Here is a 22,528-nt window from a genome sequence, read left to right as displayed (position 1 = left end):
GCGTCAGCCGCGTGCCGGGCTGTTATCGCCGAAGTTGGGATGCGCAACCGCGCCGCGTGCGGCAAGCTGAGCACATGGCTCCGCTGACCGGCGCCGCAACGCGCCCACGCACTCTGGTGCTGCTGCGTCACGCCAAGGCCGACCGCCCGGTCGGCTTGTCCGACACCGACCGCCCGCTCACCGACCGCGGCCACGCTGACGCCGCCGCCGCCGGGGCCTGGATGGTCAACCACGGGTACGTGCCCGATCTCGTGCTCTGCTCGCCAGCTCGGCGTACCCGCCAGACCTGGCACTCGGTCGCCGTCGCGCTGGCCGGCGCGGGGTCACCGGTGGTCCGCTACGAACGTGAGCTGTACGACGGCGCGCCCGGCGACCTGCTCGACCTGATCCGGACCGTGGAACCGGAGTTCCGCAACGTCCTCGTCATCGGGCACAACCCGACCATCTCCCAGCTGTCCGAGCAGCTCGACACGGGCGGCGGCGAGGTGGACTCCGACGGCCTGCGCACCTGCGGCATCGCCGTACACCAGCCAGAGTCCGACTGGCCCGTCACCGACACTGCCAAACTCGTAGCCGCCCACACCGCCCGCGCCTGACCCTCCCCACCCCCACCCCCCACCACCGCGCGCGGCCCGCGCGGCGCCGGCCCGTTCCTGCCGCAACTCTTAAAGAGTCGCGGCCTCAGGAGGTGCCTATGGGCGCGACTCTTTAAGAGTTGCGACAGATGGTGGGCGGCTTTGGCGCGGGGTGGGCGCGGGTCGGGGGTGAGGGGGTTGGAGGCGAGGGGGTCAGGCGAAGAGGGCGAAGTAGATGGCTATGTGGTGGGCGATGGCGGCTACGAGGGTGCAGGCGTGGAAGAACTCGTGGTGGCCGAAGACGGTGGGCCAGGGGTTGGGGCGGCGCAGGGCGTAGAAGACGGCGCCGACGCTGTAGGCCAGGCCGCCTACCAGGAGCAGGACCAGCGCGGTGACGCCGCCGTTGTGCAGGATGTCGGGCAGCACGGCGACGGCGACCCAGCCCAGGGCGAGGTACAGCGGCGCGGACACCCAGCGCGGCGCGTGCGGCCAGATCAGCGACATGGCAGCGCCGCCCAGCGCGCCGACCCAGACCAGCGCGAGCAGCAGTGCCGCCTCGCCGGACGGCAGCAGGAGCAGGCAGAACGGTGTGTACGTGCCCGCGATGAAGATGAAGATCATGGCGTGGTCGAGCCGCCGCATGGTCTGGTAGCCACGTTCGCTCCAGACCCGCCGGTGGTAGAGCCCGCTGACCCCGAACAGTCCGCACACGGTGAGGCTGTAGACCGCGACGCTGATCACGGGCGTGCTGCCGGGCCGGAACGCGGCGATCGTCACCAGGACGACGCCGCAGACCAGGGCGACGAAGAAGGCGTACGCATGCAGCCAGCCACGCATCCGCGGCTTGCCGATGTCGACGGGGCGCAGACGCTGCGGGGTGGCGGTGCCATTCATACCCTCCAGGCTACGACACCGTAGGTTACTGGCGCGTAGCCCCCGCGCGTGAGGCCGGTAACATCCCGCCCAGGCACTAGGGTGTTCTTCCATGGATCTCAACGCTGATCTCGGCGAGGGCTTCGGCCGCTGGGAGCTCGGTGACGACGAAGCCCTGCTCGACGTGGTGACCAGCGCCAACGTCGCCTGCGGCTTCCACGCGGGCGACGCGTCGACGATGCGCCGCAGCTGCGAACTGGCCGCCCGGCAGGGCGTGACCGTGGGCGCGCAGGTCGGCTACCGCGACCTGGCCGGCTTCGGCCGCCGATTCATCGAGTACGACCTCAGCCAGCTCCGCGACGAGATCATCTACCAGGTCGGGGCGCTGCAGGCGCTGGCCGCGGTCGAAGGCACCCGCGTGCGGTACATCAAGCCGCACGGTGCGCTCTACCACGCGACCGCGCACATCGACGCGATCGTCGACGCGGCGCTGGCGACCGGGCTGCCGGTGCTGTGCGCGCCCGGCTCGCCGCTGGCGACAGCGGCCGGGGACGCGGTCGTTCCGGTGTACGCCGAGGGCTTCGCCGACCGCGCCTACCGCGCCGACGGCACCCTGCTCCCGCGCAGCAAAGCCGGCGCGATCATCACCGACCAGGAGGAGGTGGTGGCCCGAGCCCTGCTGATGGTGGTCGACCAGCGGGTCATCGCCCTGGACGGCACCGTGCTCCCGCACGCCGTCGACTCCATCTGCCTACACGGCGACACCCCCGGCGCCGTGGTCCTGGCCCGCGCCATCCGCGAAGCCCTCCACCACGCCGAAGTCCCCCTCACTCCCTTCCTCCCCTGACCGGGGTCAGGCGTCGAGGCCGCGGAGGATCAGGGGGAGGCGGGTGGGGGCGCCGGGGGTGATGACGATCGGGACGCCCCAGTCCTGGCGGGTGAGGTGGCAGGCGGGGAACTCGGCGTCGGCGTCGCAGGTCGCAGCCTGAGCCACGACCTGGAGCACGCCCTGCGGGACGGCCGGGTTGAGGACCAGTTCGCGGGTCAGGCCGGAGGTCACTCCGGCACCGTCCAGCAGCAGTTCGGCGGGGGAGGCGGACACCTCCAGCCGGGTCGGGTCGCCGAAGCTGGTGTCCAGCTTCTGGCCGGGCGCGGGCGTGAAGATGACGTCGAGCGTGACCGTGCCGGGGGCCAGCGGCGACGGCGGCCGCTCGACCTTGTGCCGGCCGCCGTCCACGACACCGGCCGCCGCGGGGGCGAGCCGGACCAGCCGATGCGCCGCCGACTCGACCACCAGCACGCTGCCGTCGGCGTCGAGCACGATGTCGCTGGGCTCGGCCAGGCCGCTGTCGACGGTGGACACCTGGCCGTCCTGCCAGCGCCGGACCGCACCGTTGTACGTGTCGGCGATCAGCACCGAGCCGTCCGGCAGCGCGCACACGCCCAGCGGGTGCTGCAGCAGCGCCTGGTCGGCGGGGCCGTCCACGTGCCCGAAGTCGAACAGGCCCTGCCCGACCGCGGTGTGCATCTGCCCGTCCTCGATCCAGCGCAGCGAGCTGGTCTCGGCGTCGGCCAGCCACAGGCGGCTGCCGTCGGGCGAGGTCGACAGGCCGGACGGCTGCGCCATCCACACCTGGTCCAGCGGGCCGTCGCGCAGCGCCTCGACGGTCGTTCCGGCGTACAGGCCGACGGTGCGCTTGACCGGGTCGAACCACCACAGCGTGTGCGTGCCCGCCATGGCGACGATGACCTTGCCGTCGTACCAGGCGACGTCCCACGGCGAGGACAGGTCCATGGCCCGCGCGTCGTGCGCGTGGTCGTCGAGGCTGGACCGCCACTGCCGACCGGTGCCGGCCACCGTGGTCACGACCAGGTCGCTCAGGCGTACGCCGCGCAGCAGGTGGTTGACCGTGTCCGCGACGACGACGTCGTAGCCGACCACGGCCGCGACGTCGGACGGCAGTAGGCAGATGCCCTGCGGCTCGGAGAAGCTCGCCTCGGCCGGGCCGCCGTCGGCGCGCCCGCGACCGCCGGTGCCGACGCGGCGCAGCACCGCCGACAGGTCGGCGTCGAGCACGGCGAGGCTGTGCCGGGCCGAGTCGGAGACCAGCACGGTGCCGTCGGGCAGCGGCAGTGCCTTGCCGGGGAAGCGCAGCAGCGTGTCGCTGGGCGGCGGGGGCACGAAGGGGCCGTCGCCGCGGTGCAGGGTGCCCTTCGCCTCGTGTACGGCGATCAGCTCGTCCAGCAGGCGGCGCAGCCCTTCGGCGTGGCCCTCGCCGGCCATGTTCGCCACGACGTAGCCCTCGGGGTCGATCACCGACAGGGTCGGCCAGGCCTTGGCGGCGTACTGCTGCCACATGTCCATGGTCGGGTCGTCGAGCACAGGGTGGTCCACGCCGTAGCGCTCGACCGCCGCGGCCAGCGCGTCCGCGTCGCGCTCGTGCTCGAACTTCGGCGAGTGCACCCCGATGATCACCAGCACGTCGGCGTACTTCTCTTCGAGCGGGCGCAGCTCGTCGAGCACGTGCAGACAATTGATGCAGCAGAAGGTCCAGAAGTCCAGGATCACGATCCGGCCGCGCAGGTCGGCCAGCTTGAGGTCCTTGCCGCCGGTGTTCAACCAGCCTCGTCCGCGCAGCTCCGGCGCTCGTACCCGCATCAGATCATTCTGCCCGATCATGCTGCGGGCTACTCGGCGACGGGGTGTGACCTGTCGTACCGGTCAGGCCGGGACGGGTGTTGCCAGCGCGGCGGGCACCGGCTCGGCGGCGCGGCCGTCCTGCTCAGGGGTGATCAGCTTGCGCAGCGACAGGGCCACCAGCGACGCGGCGAGCGTGCCGATCGTGACCAGCGCGATCCAGACCCCGCCGAGCCCCGCGCCGAGCAGCGGGCCCGCGCTGACCGGGGCGACGATCGCGGACATGCCCCACACCATCGAGGACAGCGCGTTGTACCGGCCGCGCAGCTCGTCCGAGGCGAGCACGTTGACCAGGGCCGGGCTGACCGGCGACAGCATCGTCTCGCCGACCGCGAAGACCGCGCCGAAGAGGATCACGATCATCGCGCTGAGCACGGCGTTGCTGCCGTCGACGTAACCGGCCGCGCCGAGCACCAGCCAGGCGAGGCCGAACACGCCGCCGACCGCGGCCAGTGCCCGGGTGCGGCTGCGTCCCTGCAGCTTCTTGATGACGATCAGCTGCGCGATAACGATCACGACCGTGTTGGCGGTGAAGGCGTACCCGATGACCTGCGGGGTGACGCCCGCGACCTTGGTTGCGAAACCGGTGAATCCGACCTCGAGCTGCGCGTATCCCGAAACCGTGAGCAGCACACTGAAGATCATGAGGCGGCGGAACGGCCGGTGCCGCAGCACCTCTGCGTACCCCCGTCTGCGGCCGGTCGCGGTCAGCGTCGGCGTCTCCACCAGCCGCCCGCCCACCTTCGGCAGGGTCAGCAGGATCAGGAACGGGCCCGCGTAGCAGAGCATGTCCAGCACGTAGATCAGCTGGAAGGTGCCCGGCCGGGCGGTGTCCACGATGCTGCCCGCGGTCGCCGAGCCGATGCCGATGCCGAGGTTGAGCAGCGCGAACTGCAGGCCGAAGACCCGCTGCCGCTCCTGCTCGCCGGTGATCGAGGTGAGGATGGTGTTCTGGCCCGCCCAGATCGTCGACGCGCCCAGGCCGCTCAGCGTCAGCGCGACCGCAGCCTGCCAGGTGCTGCCGACCAGGGCCAGCGAGCCGACGCCGACGGCCTCGATGAGCAGCGCGGGCATGACCACCCGGCGCGCGCCGAACCGGTCGATCAGCGAGCCCGACAGCGGCGCGACCGCCAGGGTGAGCAGCCCGAACCAGCCGATGAGCAGCCCGACGGTGGTGCCGGACAGGTGCCGCACGTCGGTGAGGTAGATGAACAGGAACGGCAGCGTCAGCCCCCGGCCCAGCGCGGAGAAGAGGGTGCCGACGAGCATCCGGCGTGCTTCGGGCCTCGCGGGCAGGGAGTCGCGCAACATGCGCCCAGTCTGGTGTCCAGGGGTGACACGGCGCGAACGAGATAAGGCGAAAAGAAAGGCCCTGTGGTCAGCACCACAGGGCCTTTCGTCACTTACGGATGATCTGCTGTCACGGCGTCGGGGTGGTCGCGGGGCCCGACGGAGCCGTGGACGGCTGGGTGCCTCCGGCGGTGTTCGGCACCAGGCAGAGCACCTTGCTGCCCACGGTGACGTGCGGCTGCGTCTTGTCCTCGCAGTCCTCCTTGGCGGCGGCGACCGAGACGACCTTGTACGTGTCCGGCTCGGTGCACGCGGAGGCGACCGCCGCGCTGCCCGACTGCTTGAGGCAGTCGCCGACGCCGAAGGCCGGGTCCGCGTCCTCCCCGCCCATCAGCTTCTGCACGCCGATCAGGACACCGAAGGCGACCGCGAGCAGCAGCGCGCAGCCGATGACCACCATGACGATCACGCGGCCGGTGCGTACCGGCTTGATCTCGACGGCACCGGTGCCGGTCTCGTCGGGCTTGAACTTGTCGAACTTCGACTGCTCCTGGGCCGGGGGCGGCGGCGAGTCCATCGGCGGGCGCTGGCCGGGCACGAAGCCCGCACCCGGCGGCGGGCCGGACGGCCGGGCCGGTGGCTGCATCGGACCGCGGGCGGGCGGCCCCGGCGGGGACGCGGGCGGGTTGCCGTACACGCTGGGCTGCGGCCCGGCCGGAGCCGGGGGAGCGGCTGGCGGCGCGGCGGCGGCCTGCGGAGTCGCGGCGGGCTGGAGCAGGTCGCCGAACGTGTGCTGGCGCGGCTGGCGCTGGGCGAGCGCGGGAGCGGGACTCTGCGGCGCGGACTGCTCGGGCGCGGCTGGAGCGGGCTGTGCCGGGGCGGGCTGCTCCACCGGGCGGGCGGGCGCGCCGTACACGGTGGACGAGCGGGTGATCGGCGGGGCGGCGTGCGGCTCCACCGGACCGGACTGCGCGCTGGGCACCGTCACGCGGGCGGTGGCCCGCGCGGCACCTGCCGCGGGCTGCGCCGGTGGCGGCGGGGGCGACACGGGCGCGGCCGCCGGCATCTCCGGCTCGGCGGGCGCGGAGACCGTAGCCGACCCGTACACCCGGCCCTGGGTCTTGGACGGCGTCGCGGGCACGTCGTCGGCAGGGCTGACCCGGCTGGCGGTCGGCACGGCTGCGGAGGCGACTCCGGCCGAGGCGCGCGCGACGCCCGGCGGCGGGGTGACCGGGATGGCGGGCGGCGTGCTCACCGGGGTGGTCGGCGCGGGCGGCGAACTCACCGGACCGGCGCTCGGCGGCGGGCTCACCGGAGCCGCAGCGGCGGGCTCGTAAGACGGCGCGGGCTCGTAAGCGGGCGGCGGCGTCGGGTCATACGAGGACGCCGGCTCGTATGACGACGGCGCGGACTCATACGAGGAGGCGGGCTCGTAGGACGACGGCGCGGGCTCATACGGCGCGGCGGGCTCATACGACGACGAAGCAGGCTCGTAAGACGACGAGGCAGGCTCGTACGGAGCAGCGGTCTCGTACGACGGCGCGGCGGGCTCGTAGGACGAGGCGGGCTCGTAGGACGACGGCGCAGCCGGCTCGTAGGACGAGGCGGGCGGTGGAGCCGGTTCATAGGACGACGGCGCGGGCTCGTAGGACGAGGCGGGCTCGTACGCGGGCGGCGGGGTCGGCTCGAACGGCGGCGCGGCCTCGTACGACGAGCTCGTCGGGTATGACGAGGACTCGTACGACGGCGTCGGCTCGTAGGACGGCGCGGGCTCGTAGGCGGCGGGCGGCTCGTAGGCCGGTGCGGCCGGGGCCTCCGGCTCGGGGTCCATCAGCGCGGCGACCGCGGGCGGCGGCGTCCACGGCCCGGACGGGGCGCTGGGCTTGTGCGACTCGCCGGCGGCGAACGCGGCCCAGGAGACCGACTCGGTCGCCGGGGGCGGCTCGGGAGCGGCTGCGGGCTCCTGCGGCTTGGGGAAACCGGAGTCGAAGTCGGAGTAGTCCGGCCAGGCCTGCTCGGGGGTGGGCGCGGCGGCGGCCTGCTCCCACGGCTGCTCGGCGGCGGGTGCGGCCTGCCAGGGCTGCTCGGCGGGGGTGGACCAGTCCTGTGACGTGGCCCAGTCCGGCTGCGCCGGGGGCGTCGCCCAGTCGGGTTCAGCGGGGGGAGTCGAGCCGACGAAGGGCTCGTGCGCCGCGAACGCGGACGACATCTCGTGGCGTACGCCCGGGATCGGCACGACGGCCGGGGCCGGCACGTATGGAGCCTCGTCGGCGGCCGGGGCCGCGGGTTCGGCGGGGAAGCCGCTGAACGCCGGCGGGGCCTGCTCGGCGACCGAGTCCGGCGGGAACGCCTCCTCCGGCGCGCTGCCGTAGGGAGTGAAGACCGGGAACTCGTCGGGCGCGGGGGGCGCCTCGAACAGGCCGAATCCACTCTTGCGGTCGGCTGCGTCAGCCGGCGGCCAGCCGGGCTGCTGCGGTGCCTCGGACGTCATACGCGCACGCCTCCCTCTCTTTCGCCAGCCCTGGCTGACGCCGTGCGGAAGTCACGCAGGGGTCATGAGCGCAGGGGTGGCGGCCGTGCCCACCGTACCGGTACTCACGCGCGACCGGAATACGGGAGGTGGGTTCACGTCGCCGGGCTGCCCAGGGCCCTGAACGCATCGCGGCCCCTGTCGCCGGATGGCGCGACAGGGGCCGCAACGCTCTTGGAGGAGGAGAAACGTCTCAGTGCAGGCGTACGAAGACGGCTGCCATGGGGTCACCGAGTTCCGCGGCGCGGCGACGCTGCGCGCGCTCGGCATGGGTGCGCTCGAGGTGGATCTGCTCGGCGCTGCGGCTCCGCGTCCCCATTTTCTTCATGATGCTCATACCCACTATTACATCGTATGGAGGCCCAGTAACTCCAACGATTATTCGGTGAGCTGCACCACCAGCCGATGATTCGTAGGTTAACCGCTCATGTCCGCGGGGTGATCGTCGCCAGCAGCTCAGGTTGCCGGTGGTCGAGGATGTCACCCGCGGTGATCAGTCCAAGCCAGATCGCGCCCGCCGCGTACGCCAGCCCGACCGGCAGCGCCAGCACCGCGCCGACCGAGCCGCCGAGCACCACCAGCAGCACGATCGGCACGGCCAGCACCATGCCCGCGAACCAGGCGCCCATCGCCAGGAAACTCTTCGCGACGCCGGTGCCGGTGTTGATCGCGAACGGGTTCTGGTTCTCCGGCAGGGCGTACGCCGCCCAGACCGACGCGTGCATCGCGCAGGCCAGCCCGGTCCCGTACGCGGCGAACAGGGTGCCGAACATGACCGGGAGCAGCAGCAGGTCCCCGCGCAGCACCGCGTTGAGCACGGCCAGGGCCAGCAGCAGCGGCACGATGTACCAGGAGTACGCCACCGCCCTGGCCCGCAACTCGACCCGGCCGGACACCCCCACCACCACGTGCGTCGCGTACGCGGTGCCGTCGTAGCCGAACTGGTTCGCGATGCCGAGCCCGGCCAGCGCGCCGACCAGCACCATCGAGCCGCCGTTCACGCTCTGCGCGACGACGTTGCCCGCCGCGCCCGGACCGAGGTTCATGACCACCGGCAGGAACACCCCGATCACGGTGAACGTGATCAGGCTGGCCCGCCGCCGCACGTCGCGCACCCAGTAGCGCCGCTCGCGCTGCACCATCGCGCCGTACGGGGTGCGCGGCAGCCGGGCCCGGCCGAAGAACCGGGCGACCGGAGCGCCGGTGACCGTACGCGTCCGCACCTCGCCGCCGCCGGAGGTGCCGGCCATCGCCGACTCCAGCGAACTCGACCACCACCACGCCAGCAGCAGGATCGTCACCACCGTGATGGCGAGCCGGGCCGCCACCGCCGCCCATCGACCCTGCACCGCGTCGAGGCCCACCACGTACGGCGCGGCCAGCGGAGTCCAGCCGAGCACGTCGGCGATCGGGGCCAGCCGCTGCATCCCGACCTGCTGCGCCCCCGAGGTGAGCAGGAACTGGAGCGGGCCGAGCGACGCGGCGAGCACCGCCAGCAGCACGGCGGCCATGTCCCGGGTGCGGCGGGCCCGTAACGCGCGGGCGAACCCGCTGGTCACGGCCCGGCTCGCGACCACACAGAGCAGCAGGCCGAGCACCACGCCGACGGCCGCGGTCACGGCGGGCAGCGGGCCGCCGCCCACGCCCGCGCCGATCGCCAGGCCCGACGTCGCCAGCAGCGTGCCGAACGCCGGCACCCCCAGCAGCGCGGCGATCAGCAGGCCGCGCAGCAGCACCGGGCGGGGCAGCGGCAGCAGCGCGAAGCGGCCGGGTTCCAGGGTCTCGTCGACGCCGAACCAGACCAGCGGCATCAGGATCCAGCCGAGCACGAGCACGGCCCCGCCGAACGCGGGCACCACCGCGCCCCAGTCCGGCGCGTTGGGCACGTACGGGATCAGGAAGAACAGCGCCGTCAGGATGCCGTAGAACAGCGCCGCCAGCAGCCCGACCACGAACAGGACGATCTTGCCGGGGCGGCCGCGGAAGCCGTTGCGCAACACGCGCAGCTTCAGGCGGGCGAACGTCAGAGCCATGACAGCTCCGAGCCGGTCGAGACGCGCCCGCCGACCACCGCGACGAACGCGTCCTCCAGGGTCCGCCCGGCCCGCACCTCGTCGAGGGAGCCGACGGCGCTGATCCGGCCGTTCGCCATGATCGCGACGTGGGTGCACAGTCGCTCCACCACCTCCAGCACGTGGCTGGAGAAGATGACGGTGCCGCCACCGGCGACGTAGCGGGTGAGGATGTCGCGGATGGCCGCGCCGCTGACCGGGTCGACGGCCTCGAACGGCTCGTCGAGCACCAGCAGCCGGGGCGCGTGCAGCAGCGCGCAGGCCAGCGCGATCTTCTTCTTCATACCGGCCGAGTAGTCGATGACCAGGGTGCGCCCGGCGTCGGTCAGGGCCAGCACGTCCAGCAGTTCGGTCACCCGCGCGTCGATGACGTCGGGCGCCATGCCGCGCAGCAGCCCCTGGTATGTGAGCAGTTCGGTGCCGTCGAGGCGGTCGAAGAGGCGTACGCCGTCGGGCATCACACCGATCAGCGACTTGGCCCGGACGGGATCGCGCCACACGTCGTGGCCGAGCACGAGGGCCCGCCCGGCGTCCGGGCGCAGCAGGCCGACGGCCATGGACAGGGTGGTGGTCTTGCCCGCGCCGTTCGGGCCGAGCAGGCCGAAGAACGAGCCCGCCGGAACGGCCAGGTCCACCCCGTCGACGGCGACCTTGGTATCGAACCTCTTGACCAGCCCCTGGAGGGCGAAAGCGCTGTCGGGGATCACGGATCAGACTGTAGACGCGCGGTGCCTGCCCGTCGCCCCGTGCGAAGGGGGCGACGGGCAGGCGTCGATCACCGGCGCGAGTCGTTGAGGCGCTCGGATTCCCTGCAGGCCTTCGAGGCGGGCATGACCTGGACCTTGTCCAGCAGGTTCTCGGCCTGGGCCCGGCTGAGGTTCCAGGAGTACCACTGGTCCGGGTTGGCGTTCAGGTCGCGGATCATCCAGCTCAGGGCGCAGCTGCGGTACGGCTCCGGGAGCTTGGCCAGGGCCGGTGCCGCGTCCGGTCCGAGTGCCCGCAGGTACCAGAAGTCGATCTTCTGGAAGCGCTCGACGTTCTGCTCCGCGATGAAGTGCTCCGGGTTCGCCGCGCCCAGGAACAGCAGCAGCCCGGCGAAGCCCGCCACCGCCGCGCGCGGGAACCAGGTGGCCCGCAGCTTCCACCCGGCGATCGCGATCAGGATGAACACGCCGCCGAGGTACAGCTCGACCGAGCCGAAGAACAGCCGCTCGCGGGTCCAGCCGTAGGTGTTCTGGTAGAGCCACATGCGCCAGACCGCCGAACCGACGATCACCATGCTGAGCAGCACGAGCGCGCCGAGCAGCGTACGCAGCAGGACCCGGTCCCGGCTGTTCTCCTTCGACGCCCAGCGCGAGACCAGCCCGATGACGACCAGGGTCAGCATCGTCACCACGAGCAGCTGCCCGAAGCCCTGCACGGCGTACTCGGAGAAGGTCAGCTTGGTGGCCTTCTGGATGTACGCCGTGTCGCCGAAGAAGAAGCGCAGCTGCACGACGACGAACGCGCCGAACAGCAGCACCAGGCCGCCCAGCGGCAGCGCGACCTCGATGCGGCCGATCCGCCGGGTGGCGGGCCGCTCCAGGCCGGACAGGTCCGGCGGGGCCAGCACGGTGAAGATCGCACCGGCGGTGATCAGTCCGCCGATGAGGGTGTACAGCACGCCCCGGAAGACCGCGCGGGCGTTGATCTCGGGCAGGATGTCGCCGAGCATGGTCGCGAACGCCGCGTCAGCCGACGCGAACAGCGCGCCGAACACGACCAGCAGGACGAACGTCACCACCAGCGACAGCACGATCCGGCCCGTGGTGCCGCTCTTCTCCCGCGTCTGCTGCCAGGCGCGCGCACCCTTGGCCAGCCACGGGATCGACCGGAAGAAGGCCAGCGGCACCGCCAGCGCGCCGACGACCACGGCCCGCACCGAGTGCCCGCCCGCCACCGCCAGCGAACCGCACGCGATCGCGCCGAGCACGCAGAACACGTACAGCCAGCCCGCGTCGCGGAAGGTGCCGACGGCCAGCAGCGCCACGGCGAGCACCGCCCAGCCGACCCGGACCCAGCGCTCGACCTTCGTGTCCGGCTTCGGGCCGAAGCGCGCCGCGTGCCAGACCGCACCCGTCATGACCAGGCCCACCAGCAGCCAGCCGATGCCGGGACGGCTCAGCGGCAGCGCGATCGCGGTGGCCAGGCCACCGATGAGCGCGGCGACCCAGGCCGCCGGGCCGCCCGCGTAGTCGGGCCCCTGCCAGCGAGCCTGCAGGAAACCGGGCGGGGGCGGCGGCAGCGGCGAGAACCGGGCCATGTCGGCCGGATAGGTCTGCGGCGGGACCGTGGCGCTCGCAGCCGGGACCGCAGCCGTCGCGGTCGTCGCAGCCGCGCCCGGCGTCGGCGGGACGGGCGCGGGCACCGAAACCGCCGGGTCAGGCGCGGTCCACGCGCCGGGGGCGTCCGCAGCCGGCGCGGCGTCCACCGCAGGGGCGGCGTCCACCGCAGGGGCGTCGGCGGCGTCGTCGTCCGTGACGGCGGGCGGGGTGGGGTCGGCCTGCTCCGCGGCGGCCTTGGCCGCCTTCGCGGGGGTGCGCTTGCGGGCCGGTGCCTTCTTCGCCGGCGGGGGCGACTCCACGGCAGGTGGCGATGGTTCGTCAGGCTGCGGTGGGTTGTCCGGAGAGGTGTCTGACATCGTTGGCTCCGACTTCTGCGGGCGACTGATGAGGTGCGGGCTTCTGGGGCAGGGTGATGCGTACGCGGCAGCCGGTCCCGCCAGGCGGGTCGACGATCGCGATCGTGCCGTGGTGCAGCTCCACCGCCCAGCGGGCGATGGCCAGGCCGAGACCGGTGCCGCCGTCGGACGACTCGGCGCTCTTACCTCTGGTGAAACGCTCGAAGACCCGCTCCCGGAGGGCGGGCGCGATGCCCACTCCCTGGTCGAGCACCTCGAAGACGGTCTGCGTGCCGGTCGGGCGGGCGCTGACGGTGACCACTCCGCCCGCCGGGCTGTGCCGCGCGGCGTTCTCCAGCAGGTTCGCGAACACCTGGTGCAGGCGCGCCGGGTCGGCGCTGATGGTGTGCGGGACGACGTCGCGCAGCCGGAACCGGGTGGCGGGGGCGTTCAGGCGTGCCTCGTCGACGACCCGGGCCAGGAACTCCGCGACCGGCATCGGCACCCGGCGCAGCGAGGCCGCGCCCGCGTCGACCTTCGACAGGTCCAGCAGCTCGGTGACCAGGCGGGACAGCCGCTCGGTCTGCGCCAGCGCGGTACGCAGGGTCGCCGGGTCGGCGCTGCTCACGCCGTCGACGATGTTCTCCAGCACCCCGTGCAGCGCGGTGATCGGCGTACGCAGCTCGTGCGACACGTTCGCGATCAGCTCGCGCCGCTGCTGGTCGCTGGCCGCGAGGTCGGCCGCCATCAGGTTGAACGCGCGGGCCAGTTCGCCCACCTCGTCCCGGCTGGTGGCGCGCACCCGGCGGCTGTAGTCGCCCCGGGCCATCGCCCGCGCGGCGGCGGTCATCTCGCGTAATGGCTTGGTCATGCCGTGCGCCAGCACCTGCAGCGTGATCAGCCCGACCAGCCCCGCCGAGATGGCGACCGGCCAGTTGATGAACCCGAGCCTGCCCCAGAACACCACGAGCCCGGTCGCGCCGGAGATGGCGAGCAGGATGGCCAGCTTCAGTTTGATCGACCGGAACGGGTCCAGCGGCCGGGGCAGCCGGTCCAGCGCCCGGTTGGACAGCACGATCAGCGGCCCCAGCACCCGGTACATGGGGTGGGTGAGCCAGTCGAGGACACGTTCGATCACGTGGGTTCGGCTTCCAGGGCGTATCCGACTCCGTGCACCGTGCGGATCAGGTCGGCCCCCAGCTTGCGCCGCAGCGCCTTGATGTGGGAATCGACCGTGCGGGTGCCGTAGCCCTCGGCCCAGCCCCAGATCTCGGACAGCAGCCGCTCGCGGGGCAGCACCGCCCGGTGCCGCTCGGCGAGGTACACCAGCAGGTCGTACTCGGTCGGGGTCAGGTGCGCCTCGGCCCCGTCCCGCCGCACCCGGCGCTCTGACCGGATGATCTCCAAGGGGCCGAGCTTGATCGGGGCGTCCGGCGCGGTGGACCGGTCGGCCCGGCGCAGCAGCGCGTGCACCCGCGCGGCGAGCACCCGCATCGAGAACGGCTTGGTGAGGTAGTCGTCGGCACCCACGGCGAGGCCGACCAGCAGGTCGTTCTCATCGTCGCGGGCGGTGAGCATGAGCACCGGCACCGGCCGCTGCGCCTGGACCCGGCGGCAGACCTCCAGCCCGTCGAAGCCCGGCAGCATCAGATCCAGCACGATCAGATCCGGCTTCAGCCGCCCTGCGGCCTCCACAGCGGCGGGCCCCGTCCCGGCGTGCGCCACCGCGAAGCCCTCGGCCCGCAACCGGGCGATCACCGACCCGGCGATGGTGGGATCGTCCTCCACCACCAGGACGCGACGTTCACTCATGACCAGGGACTCTAACGGTCACCTGTGCCCATCCTCAGTCCCAGTTGTGAAGGACTTGTGCGCGGACCGGGTTCGGCAGGGTACGCGGCAAGCCTTCGGGGTCCCCTATTTGACCTGGGGAAGCTTCCTCACCGCTGATTCGTGCTGCACTCTGGAGATGTCACACGGGCACCGATAGAGAGGAGGGGTGACAACGATGACCCATCCGCTGCTCCGGTCTGAGCCGCTGCGCGCCTGGCAGTTCGAGGATCTGCGCGACTCGCCCGACGACGGCTACCGGTACGAGATCTTCGACGGGACCCTGCTCGTGACCCCACCACCGCCCATGCCTCACTTCACGACGTTGTATCGCCTGCGCAGGGCACTGGAAGCGCAGGCACCCTCGGATTTCGTGGTCGGGGAGAACCTTGGGGTATTGCGCCGCGACGGCACCTCGTACTTCATTCCCGACCTCGTGATCTTCGACGTCGACCTGCTCGGAGGCTCGATGGCGGCGCTGCCACCGGCCGCGGCGCAGTTGGTCGTGGAGGTGGTTTCTCCCAGCAACCCCAGCAACGACCTGGTGCTCAAGCGCGCCGGTTACGCCATGGTCGGCGTGGCTGAGTACTGGATTGTCGAGCCCGGAGCCAGAGAAATCCTGGTGCTGACCCAGCCCGGTCCCGCTGGCTATGACGTCGAGGAGAAGCACACAGGCATGATGAGCGGCGCCATGCCGTTCCCGTACCAGCTGGATCTGGCCAAGATCTTTGCCTGAACAGCGGAACGGCCGGGCAGCTCGCGAGCCGCCCGGCCGTTCTCGCGCGTTCCTCAGTACGCACCCTTGCGTCGCAGCACGACGCCGACGGTGCGCCACAGGATGCTCAGGTCGTACGCCAGGGACCAGTTGTCGACGTAGTAGAGGTCCAGCCGGACCGCCTCGTCCCAGCTCAGGTCGGAGCGGCCGGAGACCTGCCACAGGCCGGTCATGCCGGGGCGCACCAGCAGGCGGCGGCGCACGTCGCCGAGGTAGTCGCCGTCGTCGGCGGGCAGCGGCCGTGGCCCGACCAGCGACATCTCGCCCTTGAGCACGTTGATCAGCTGCGGCAGCTCGTCGATGGAGCTGGCCCGCAGGAAGCGCCCGACCGGGGTGACCCGCGGGTCGTCGCGGATCTTGAAGAGCATGCCGTCGCCCTCGTTCTGGGCTTCGAGCTTGCTCTTGCGCTCCTCGGCGTCGGTGTACATGGTGCGGAACTTCCACACCTTGAACACCCTGCCCTCGTGGCCGACGCGCAGCTGCCGGAAGAACGCCGGGCCGCGGTCGGTGATCGAGATGGCCAGCGAGATGACCAGCAGCAGCGGGGCCAGCAGCAGCAGGCCGAGGAAGGCGGCGACCCGGTCCAGCAGGTTCTTGGCCAGCCAGGCCATGCCGGAGAGCTTGGGCTCCTCGACGTGCAGCAGCGGCAGGCCCTCGATCGGGCGGATGTGCACCCGGGGCCCGGCGATGTCGGTGAGCTGCGGTGCGACCACCAGGTCGATGCCGGTGCCCTCCAGCTGCCAGGCCAGGCGGCGCAGCTCGTCGGGCTCCCCGCCGGCCGAGCCGCACACCGCGATGGTGTCGGCGCGCAGCTCGTGTACGAGGTCGACGAGGTTGCGGCCGTAGTGCACGGGCACGGGGGCCTGCGCCCGGCGGGAGGCCGGCAGGTGCTCGGAGAGGTGGATCGCGACGGGCACCAGGCCCGCCTTCGGGTTGCGCGAGACGACCTTGTAGACGAACAGCGTCTCGGGCAGCGAGCCGACCAGCAGCATCCGGTACGTGGCGAGCCTGCCGCGGCGGCGCACCACGTACAGGGCGCGGCGGGCCAGTAATCGCATGCCGAAGATGTAGGTCATCGCGGCGATGATCACGAACGCCACGATGCCGCGGGACAGGCCCTCGCCGGGGCCGCCCTTCTGGAAACCGAAGGCGAAGAAGGAGACGGTCGCCGCGACGGCGATCGTGGACCGGAACACCCGCTTGAACTCGTCCGTGCCCAGCCCGATGACGCGGCGGTCGTAGGCGCCGTTGGCCCACAGCAGCAGCAGCCAGATCAGCGGCATGAAGGCGTACGCGACCAGCTGGAACTGGATCTCCCGGTCGAAACCGGAGGTGACCCGGTTGCTCTCGAACTGCGTGATCGCCGTCCAGCTCGCCGCCGCGGCGCACAGCAGGTCGCCGATGACCAGGCAGAGGATGTACGGGCGGTGCCAGCGGGCGCGGCGCGCGGTGCCCCGGGCGAACGCGTTGCGGGCGACGCCGTTGGTCTTCGGCACGGGGGGCAACTCGTATCGGTCGGCTACGTAATCCGGGACATTCGACCGCTTTGGCACGGTGGTCGGGTGCTTCAGGCTCGTCGTCACCTCACCTGGGTCCTCCCGTGCGTCACGATCCTGCCCGGTGGCGCCGGCAGGTGCTTCAGCCCTGCGGTCGGAACGTGCGGCAGGACGGGTGTCGCCCACATCGTTCAGTCTCGCATGGTTTGTCCGGGGTCGGCGGAGACACCGTGTCGGCGACGTCCGAAGACTCCAGGACCGGGACACTATACGAACTGGGCTGTGCGTGACACTAGCGCAGGAGTTTGGAAAGTCGGCGGTCTGCGAGCGGTTTTCCACCGGTTTGGCAGGTCGGGCAGTACTGCAGGCTGGAATCGGCGAACGACACCTCGCGCACCGTATCGCCACAGACCGGACACGGCTGCCCGGTTCGCCCGTGCACCCGCAGGTTGGCCCGCTTCTCCGCCTTGAGCGTGGCCGCCTTCTGCCCGACCGAGCGGTCCAGCGCCTCCGTCAGCACCTGCTGGATCGCGCTGTGCAGGCTCTCCAGCTGCTCCGGCGTCAGCCGGTCCGCCCTCGCGTACGGCGACAGCCGCGCCACGTGCAGGATCTCGTCGGAGTACGCGTTGCCGATGCCGGACAGCACCTGCTGGTCGCGCAGCACACCCTTGATCTGGGAGTTGCGCCCCTTCAGCACCTCGCCGAGCCCAGCCAGGTCCAGGCCCAGCGCGTCCGGTCCGAGCCGGGCGACACCGGGCACCTGGTTCACATCGGTCACCAGGTACGCGGACAGTTTCTTACGGGTCCCGGCCTCGGTCAGGTCGAAGCCCGACCCGTCGGACAGCCGCACCCGCAGCGCGATCGGGCCGCTGCCCGGTTTGAGCGGCGTGTCCGGCAACGCGTCGCGATAGTGCAGCCAGCCCGCGCGGGCCAGGTGGATCACCAGGTGCAGGTCCCCGAGCTCGATGTCGAGGAACTTGCCGTGGCGGCCGGCACCGGTGATCATCAGTCCGTGGGTCGCGGACAGGGGCGGGTCGAACGTCTTGAGGGCGCTGATCGCCGACACGTCGACCCGCTCGACGCGCTGGCCTACCGCTCGCTCGCGCAGGTACGCGGCGAGCGCCTCCACCTCGGGCAACTCGGGCACGGAGCTAACGCTACCGTTCTAGGGTCAGCCGAGCAGAGAGCAGGAAACCGTTGAAGGTCGTGGTCGCCCACAATCGGTACCGCTCCGAGCTGCCCTCGGGCGAGAACGTCATCGTCGACCTCGAGATCGCGCAGCTGGAGGCGGCCGGGGTCACCGTGCTGCCATTCCTGCGCAGCTCCGACGACATCCCGTCGCTGTCGGCCGCGCAGAAGGTGCTGCTGCCGATCTCCCCGATCTGGGCCCCGTCGGCACAGAAGGACCTGGCCAGGCTGCTCCGTGAACAGCGCCCTGACGTGTTGCACCTGCACAACCCGTACCCGCTGCTCTCGCCCTGGGTGGTGCGCACCGCGCACGCGCACGGCGTGCCGGTGGTGCAGACGGTGCACAACTACCGGCAGGTGTGCGCGCCCGGCCTGTACTTCCGTGACGGCCACGCCTGCCACGAGTGCCGGGGCAGGGCGTTCGCGCTGCCCGCGATCAAGCACAAGTGCTACCGGGGCTCCACGGCGCAGAGCGCGATCATGGCGACCACGCTGGCCGTACACCGCTCCACCTGGCGCTCGGTCGACCGCTACATCGCGCTGACCGCCGCCATCGCCGACCACCTGCGCGACTACGGCATCACCGACGGCCAGATCACGGTCAAGCCGAACGCGGTCGAGGACCCGGGTCCGCCCCCGGCGGCCGGGGACGGCCTGCTCTTCGCCGCCCGGCTCTCCCCGGAGAAGGGGCTCGGCCTGCTGCTGGACGCCTGGCGGCGGCACCCGGACGGCGCGCTGGGCCGCCTGCGCATCGCCGGGGACGGCGAGCTGCGCCCGCTGGCCGAGCAGGTGGCCGCCGAGCGCGCCGACGTCGAATACCTCGGCCCGCTGGACCGCATGGGCGTACGCGCCGTGCTGCGTACCTCGGCCATGATCGCCGTGCCCTCGACCTGGCACGACGTGCTGCCCACCGCGATCATCGAGGCCCTGGCCAACGGCCGCCCGGTGATCGGCACCAACCTCGGCGGCATCCCGTACCTGATCGACAACGCCGGTTTCGCGGTCCCGCCCACCGTCGACGACTGGGCCGCCGCCCTCCCCGACGCCCTCAAAGCCGCCCCCACCCTCACCGACGTAGCCCGCCACCGCTACCTCACCACCTTCCACCCCGACGTAGTCACCGGCCAACTCCTCGCCGTCTACGACTCCCTCCCCACCCGCCGCCCCTGACCGGGCGCAACTCTTAAAGACTTGTGCCCTCAGAGCAGCTCTGAGGGCACAAGTCTTTAAGAGTTGCGGAAGGGGTCAGCCGCGTAGCGCCGTGCGGGCGGTGAAGGTGATGCTGGCGAGGAGGAAGCCGAAGTTGACCACGGTGAACGCGGCGATGAACCAGATCGTCAGCGCGGGGGCCAGGGTCAGTACCAGCCCGGCGACGAAGATCACCGCGCCGTAGTCGCGGACCAGCTTCACGATGCGGACCGGCAGCGAGGTCGAGGTCATCATCGAGTTCGCGTCGCCCTGGGTGGCGAGCACGCTGGTGACGAGGTTGACCATCCAGGAGGCGGCGAACAGCGCGCCCAGCCACAGCGGCGGCCGTCCCACCGCCACCAGGGCGGTGACCAGCAGGATCTGCGAGGCCACGTCGCACAGGATGTCGATGCGGGCGCCCGCAGCACTGCCCTGGCGGGTCACCCGGGCCAGCTGCCCGTCCGCGCAGTCCAGCGAGTACGCCACCTGCCAGCCGAGCAGCGCGAGCAGCCCGTACAGCGGGGTGATCGCGGCCGTGCCGTCCTGGGCGCGCAGCACCAGCACCACCGACACGGCGATGCCGAGCACCAGGTTGAGCAGGGTCAGGTGCGTCGGCTTGAGCCCCATGCGGGCCGCGACCAGGGCGAACACCGCGCCCAGGCGCTGGCTGAACGCCTCGGAGAACAGCCCGCCGCCCCGGTTCACCGCGTAGAAGTCGGCGACCCGGGGACGGGGCGTGGTCAGCGTGTCAGTGGACGGCATCCGCGTAGTCTGCCACCCGCCCGCCCAGCTCGCTGCGGCTGAGGTCGAGGTGTTCGAGGATGGTGTAGCGGTCGGGGCGGGTGCGCGGGGCGAACTCCACCGCGTCGGCGAACTCGTCGGCGGTCAGGCCCAGGTCGGCGGGGGTGCGCGGCAGGCCGTGCCGCTTCAGGCACGCGTTGAGCTGCGCAAACCTCGGCTCGTACGCCTTGTCGACCGACGCCCGCAGGTAGGTGCAGAACAGCGCGCCGACGCCGCACTGCTCGCCGTGCGCCGCGGTGCCCGGCCGCAGGATGTCCAACGCGTGCGAGATCTCGTGGCAGCCGCCGCTGGACGGCCGCGAGGTGCCGCAGATGGCCATGGCCAGGCCGGTGGTGATCAGGGCTTCGGCGAGCAGCGTCATGAAGCCGTCGTCGGTGGCGTCGCCCGGGTGGTTGATCACCGCTTCGGCCCCGGACCGGGCCATCGCCACCGCGAGCCCGTCGACGGGCTCGCCGCGTACCCGGTGGGCCAGTTCCCAGTCGGCGATGGCGCTGACGTTGCTCAGCGTCTCGCCGATGCCCGAGCGGGTCTGCCGGTCCGGCCCGGCCTCGACGAAGTCGAGGTCCACGACCACCGCCAGCGGGATGTGCACGCCGTAGGAGGGCCGCCCGCCGTCGTGGTCGAGGGTCGCTATGGGCGAGGCGATGCCGTCGTTGGCGAGGCTGGTCGCCACGCTGACCATCGGAATGCCGTACCGCGACGCCGCGTACTTGGTGGTGTCGATGGTGCGGCCGCCGCCGATGCCGACGACCGCGTCGTAGTTGCGCCCGCGCAGGCGCTGCCCCAGGTCGAGCGCTGATTCGAGGGTGCCGCCCTCGATGTTGATGAACTCGGCGCGCTCCAGGGACGCGCCGATCAGGTCGACGATGCGCTGACCCTGACCGGGGCCGACCACGACCGCGACGTCGCCGCCGCCGGAGATGCGCCGGTCGGCCAGCAGCGCGGCGAGGCCCGCGACGGCGCCCCGCCGGACGTCGATGCTCAGCGGGGTCTGCACCGAGCGGGTCAGTAGTGGCATGCGATCTCCCGCGCGCGGGCCAGGTCGGCGTGGTTGTCGACCTCCACCCAGGGGATCTGCCCGATGGACGCGCCGCGGATGACGCCGCCCCGGTTGGCCAGTTCCTGGTAGCCGTCCTCGTAGTAGAGGTTCGGGTCGCGCTCGAAGGTGGCCTGGAGCGCGTCGGCGAGCGCCTGCGCGGCCTCGGGGCGGATCAGGGTCGCGCCGATGTACTCCCCGTGCGCGGTGGCCGGGTCCATCAGCTTCGTGATCTTCGCGAGTCGGCCGTCCTCGTGGAAGATCGCCTTCATCTCCTCGTCGGCCAGCGTCTTGTGGTCGTCGAGGGCCAGCACGATGCCCGCGTCGGCGTGCTCGGCGGCCTGCTCGGCGGCCAGCAGCGTGTGCTCGACCGAGACCGGGTGCACGGTGTCGCCGTTGACCAGCAGCACACCCCGGGCGAAGTGCTCGCGGGCCAGCCAGAGGGAGTACGCGTTGTTCCACTCCTCGGCCTTGTCGTTGTGCACGAGGGTGAGGGTGACGCCGTACTTGCTCTCCAGGGCCGCCTGGCGGGCCTGCACGGCCTCGGCCCGGTAGCCCACCACGACGACGACCTCGGTCAGCCCTACCGCGGCCAGGTTGCGCAGGGCGATGTCGAAGATCGTCGTCTCACCGTCCACCGGCACCAGGGCCTTGGGCAGCGTGTCGGTGTAGGGGCGCAGCCGGCGTCCAGCGCCCGCGGCCAGCACCATCCCGATCATGGAGGCTCCTTCGAGGGGGGTACGGAGGGTGTTTCGTCGCTGGTGAAGGCTACTGCACCTGAGCGTGGCGGCCGAGCCAGCACAAGCCGCGACCTATAACAAGTCTTGTGAGTTGCCCACAACCCGGCCCAAGATGTCCGTACGGTGCGTTTCAATGGGGTTGCGTTCCGAAGGGGTGATTGCATATGGCTAACGCTGCACAGGCGCACGTCATGCACGTTCGTGAGGCGATGAGCAAGCCGGTCCTGATGGTCGGCCCACAGCACACGTTGCGCCAGGCGGCCCAGCTGATGGCGATGCGCCGGGTGGGCTCGGCGATCGTGATAGACCCGGACGGTGAAGGGCTCGGCATCATGACCGAGCGCGACGTCCTCAACGCCATCGGCTCCGGTCTCGACCCGGATGTGGAGCAGTGCGCCAACCACATCACCTGGGATGTCGTCTACGCCGCGCCGCACTGGAGCCTGGAGGAGGCCGCCATGGCGATGGCCCGGGGCGGCTTCCGCCACCTGGTCGTCCTCGACGGCGACGAGGTCCTGGGCATCATCTCCGTCCGCGACCTGATGCGCGTATGGGCCCTGCGCCGCGCCGAAGCCGCCGCCTCCGTCTAACCCACGCCGACGACCCAGCCGACCCGCCCGACCCGCGTCCCGACGCCTCCATGCGCAACTCTTAAAGAGTTGCGCGATCCGGCACGCCCCCAGGCCGCAACTCTTGAAGAGTTGTGGCCGGAGGGGCGCGGGTCTTGCGGTGGGCGGGGCTGGGTTCGGCAAGGATCGTCGTGATCATGGCGGATGA

At 71.8% G+C, this 22,528-nt stretch carries 20 protein-coding genes; 5 read left to right on the top strand and 15 right to left on the bottom strand.

The genetic code is table 11. The features are described 5' to 3' along the window. The first annotated feature begins 83 nt into the window (after positions 1–83). On the top strand, positions 84–596 hold the full coding sequence (locus tag HAV40_RS15095) for a SixA phosphatase family protein (protein WP_166381985.1): 513 nt from the start codon (positions 84–86) through the stop codon (positions 594–596). Between the two features lie 192 nt (positions 597–788). Here HAV40_RS15095 and trhA read toward each other — a convergent pair whose 3' ends face one another. Further along, the gene (gene trhA / locus HAV40_RS15090) at positions 789–1,469 is read right to left on the bottom strand and encodes a PAQR family membrane homeostasis protein TrhA (RefSeq protein WP_166381605.1); all 681 of its coding nucleotides are present in this window, start codon (positions 1,467–1,469) and stop codon (positions 789–791) included. A 91-nt stretch (positions 1,470–1,560) separates the two neighbouring features. Between trhA and HAV40_RS15085 the strand changes: the two genes are divergently transcribed. Then, a complete protein-coding gene (locus HAV40_RS15085; RefSeq protein WP_166381604.1) occupies positions 1,561–2,295 on the top strand; it encodes a LamB/YcsF family protein in 735 nt (244 codons plus the stop codon). Between the two features lie 6 nt (positions 2,296–2,301). On the opposite strand, the gene HAV40_RS15080 is transcribed toward HAV40_RS15085, so the two are convergent. The 9 genes from HAV40_RS15080 to HAV40_RS15045 all read right to left on the bottom strand — a co-directional run bounded on the left by HAV40_RS15080 (position 2,302) and on the right by HAV40_RS15045 (position 14,509). Next, positions 2,302–4,107 carry an NHL domain-containing thioredoxin family protein gene (locus HAV40_RS15080; protein WP_166381603.1) on the bottom strand — a complete coding sequence of 602 codons (1,806 nt, stop codon included), beginning with the start codon at positions 4,105–4,107 and terminating at the stop codon, positions 2,302–2,304. Between the two features lie 63 nt (positions 4,108–4,170). Continuing rightward, a complete protein-coding gene (locus HAV40_RS15075) occupies positions 4,171–5,457 on the bottom strand; it encodes an MFS transporter (protein ID WP_166381602.1) in 1,287 nt (428 codons plus the stop codon). Positions 5,458–5,566: 109 nt separating this feature from the next. After that, positions 5,567–7,927: a hypothetical protein gene (locus HAV40_RS38880; RefSeq protein ID WP_166381601.1), complete on the bottom strand. Its 2,361-nt coding sequence runs from the start codon at positions 7,925–7,927 to the stop codon at positions 5,567–5,569. Between the two features lie 232 nt (positions 7,928–8,159). Next, complete coding sequence (locus HAV40_RS38875) at positions 8,160–8,285, bottom strand: hypothetical protein (protein ID WP_275413466.1); 126 nt, start codon at positions 8,283–8,285, stop codon at positions 8,160–8,162. 106 nt (positions 8,286–8,391) lie between these two features. Then, positions 8,392–9,999: an ABC transporter permease gene (locus HAV40_RS15065; RefSeq protein ID WP_166381600.1), complete on the bottom strand. Its 1,608-nt coding sequence runs from the start codon at positions 9,997–9,999 to the stop codon at positions 8,392–8,394. Continuing rightward, positions 9,990–10,745, bottom strand: a complete 756-nt coding sequence (locus HAV40_RS15060; RefSeq protein ID WP_166381599.1) for an ABC transporter ATP-binding protein — start codon at positions 10,743–10,745, stop codon at positions 9,990–9,992. The genes HAV40_RS15065 and HAV40_RS15060 overlap by 10 nt, the downstream gene beginning before the upstream one ends. A gap of 68 nt (positions 10,746–10,813) precedes the next feature. Next, positions 10,814–12,661 (bottom strand): DUF4153 domain-containing protein, encoded by a 1,848-nt coding sequence (locus tag HAV40_RS15055; protein WP_166381598.1) that lies wholly within the window; start codon positions 12,659–12,661, stop codon positions 10,814–10,816. 19 nt (positions 12,662–12,680) lie between these two features. Then, positions 12,681–13,835: a HAMP domain-containing sensor histidine kinase gene (locus HAV40_RS15050; RefSeq protein WP_239086120.1), complete on the bottom strand. Its 1,155-nt coding sequence runs from the start codon at positions 13,833–13,835 to the stop codon at positions 12,681–12,683. Further along, positions 13,832–14,509 carry a response regulator transcription factor gene (locus HAV40_RS15045; RefSeq protein WP_166381597.1) on the bottom strand — a complete coding sequence of 226 codons (678 nt, stop codon included), beginning with the start codon at positions 14,507–14,509 and terminating at the stop codon, positions 13,832–13,834. Before HAV40_RS15045 ends, HAV40_RS15050 begins: the two co-directional genes overlap by 4 nt. Before the next feature lie 196 nt (positions 14,510–14,705). On the opposite strand from HAV40_RS15045, the gene HAV40_RS15040 reads away from it, so the two are divergent. Continuing rightward, positions 14,706–15,263: a Uma2 family endonuclease gene (locus HAV40_RS15040; protein WP_166381596.1), complete on the top strand. Its 558-nt coding sequence runs from the start codon at positions 14,706–14,708 to the stop codon at positions 15,261–15,263. A gap of 53 nt (positions 15,264–15,316) precedes the next feature. Here HAV40_RS15040 and HAV40_RS15035 read toward each other — a convergent pair whose 3' ends face one another. Together HAV40_RS15035 and HAV40_RS15030 are read right to left on the bottom strand one after the other, a co-directional pair. After that, positions 15,317–16,885: a sugar transferase gene (locus HAV40_RS15035; RefSeq protein WP_166381595.1), complete on the bottom strand. Its 1,569-nt coding sequence runs from the start codon at positions 16,883–16,885 to the stop codon at positions 15,317–15,319. A 205-nt stretch (positions 16,886–17,090) separates the two neighbouring features. Further along, positions 17,091–17,945 (bottom strand): Fpg/Nei family DNA glycosylase, encoded by an 855-nt coding sequence (locus HAV40_RS15030; protein ID WP_166381594.1) that lies wholly within the window; start codon positions 17,943–17,945, stop codon positions 17,091–17,093. A gap of 50 nt (positions 17,946–17,995) precedes the next feature. Here HAV40_RS15030 and HAV40_RS15025 point away from each other — a divergent pair, with 50 nt between their 5' ends. After that, positions 17,996–19,156, top strand: coding sequence for a glycosyltransferase family 4 protein (locus HAV40_RS15025; RefSeq protein ID WP_166381593.1), 1,161 nt, complete (start codon positions 17,996–17,998; stop codon positions 19,154–19,156). Between the two features lie 75 nt (positions 19,157–19,231). On the opposite strand, the gene HAV40_RS15020 is transcribed toward HAV40_RS15025, so the two are convergent. Genes HAV40_RS15020 through HAV40_RS15010 form a run of 3 tightly spaced genes read right to left on the bottom strand, consistent with a single transcriptional unit; the run spans position 19,232 to position 21,730 of the window. After that, positions 19,232–19,936 (bottom strand): CDP-alcohol phosphatidyltransferase family protein, encoded by a 705-nt coding sequence (locus tag HAV40_RS15020; protein ID WP_166381592.1) that lies wholly within the window; start codon positions 19,934–19,936, stop codon positions 19,232–19,234. Beyond that, positions 19,923–20,993, bottom strand: a complete 1,071-nt coding sequence (locus tag HAV40_RS15015) for an iron-containing alcohol dehydrogenase family protein (RefSeq protein ID WP_166381591.1) — start codon at positions 20,991–20,993, stop codon at positions 19,923–19,925. Before HAV40_RS15015 ends, HAV40_RS15020 begins: the two co-directional genes overlap by 14 nt. Then, entirely contained in the window at positions 20,981–21,730 is a 750-nt protein-coding gene (locus HAV40_RS15010) for a phosphocholine cytidylyltransferase family protein (protein WP_166381590.1), read from the bottom strand. The genes HAV40_RS15015 and HAV40_RS15010 overlap by 13 nt, the downstream gene beginning before the upstream one ends. A gap of 212 nt (positions 21,731–21,942) precedes the next feature. On the opposite strand from HAV40_RS15010, the gene HAV40_RS15005 reads away from it, so the two are divergent. Beyond that, a complete protein-coding gene (locus HAV40_RS15005) occupies positions 21,943–22,341 on the top strand; it encodes a CBS domain-containing protein (protein WP_120321578.1) in 399 nt (132 codons plus the stop codon). Positions 22,342–22,528: the final 187 nt, after the last annotated feature.

Source organism: Catellatospora methionotrophica (assembly GCF_011297335.1).
Lineage (GTDB): Bacteria > Actinomycetota > Actinomycetes > Mycobacteriales > Micromonosporaceae > Catellatospora > Catellatospora methionotrophica.
Note: the sequence above shows the minus strand (reverse complement) of the source record. Positions and strands in the feature narration are given on the sequence as shown.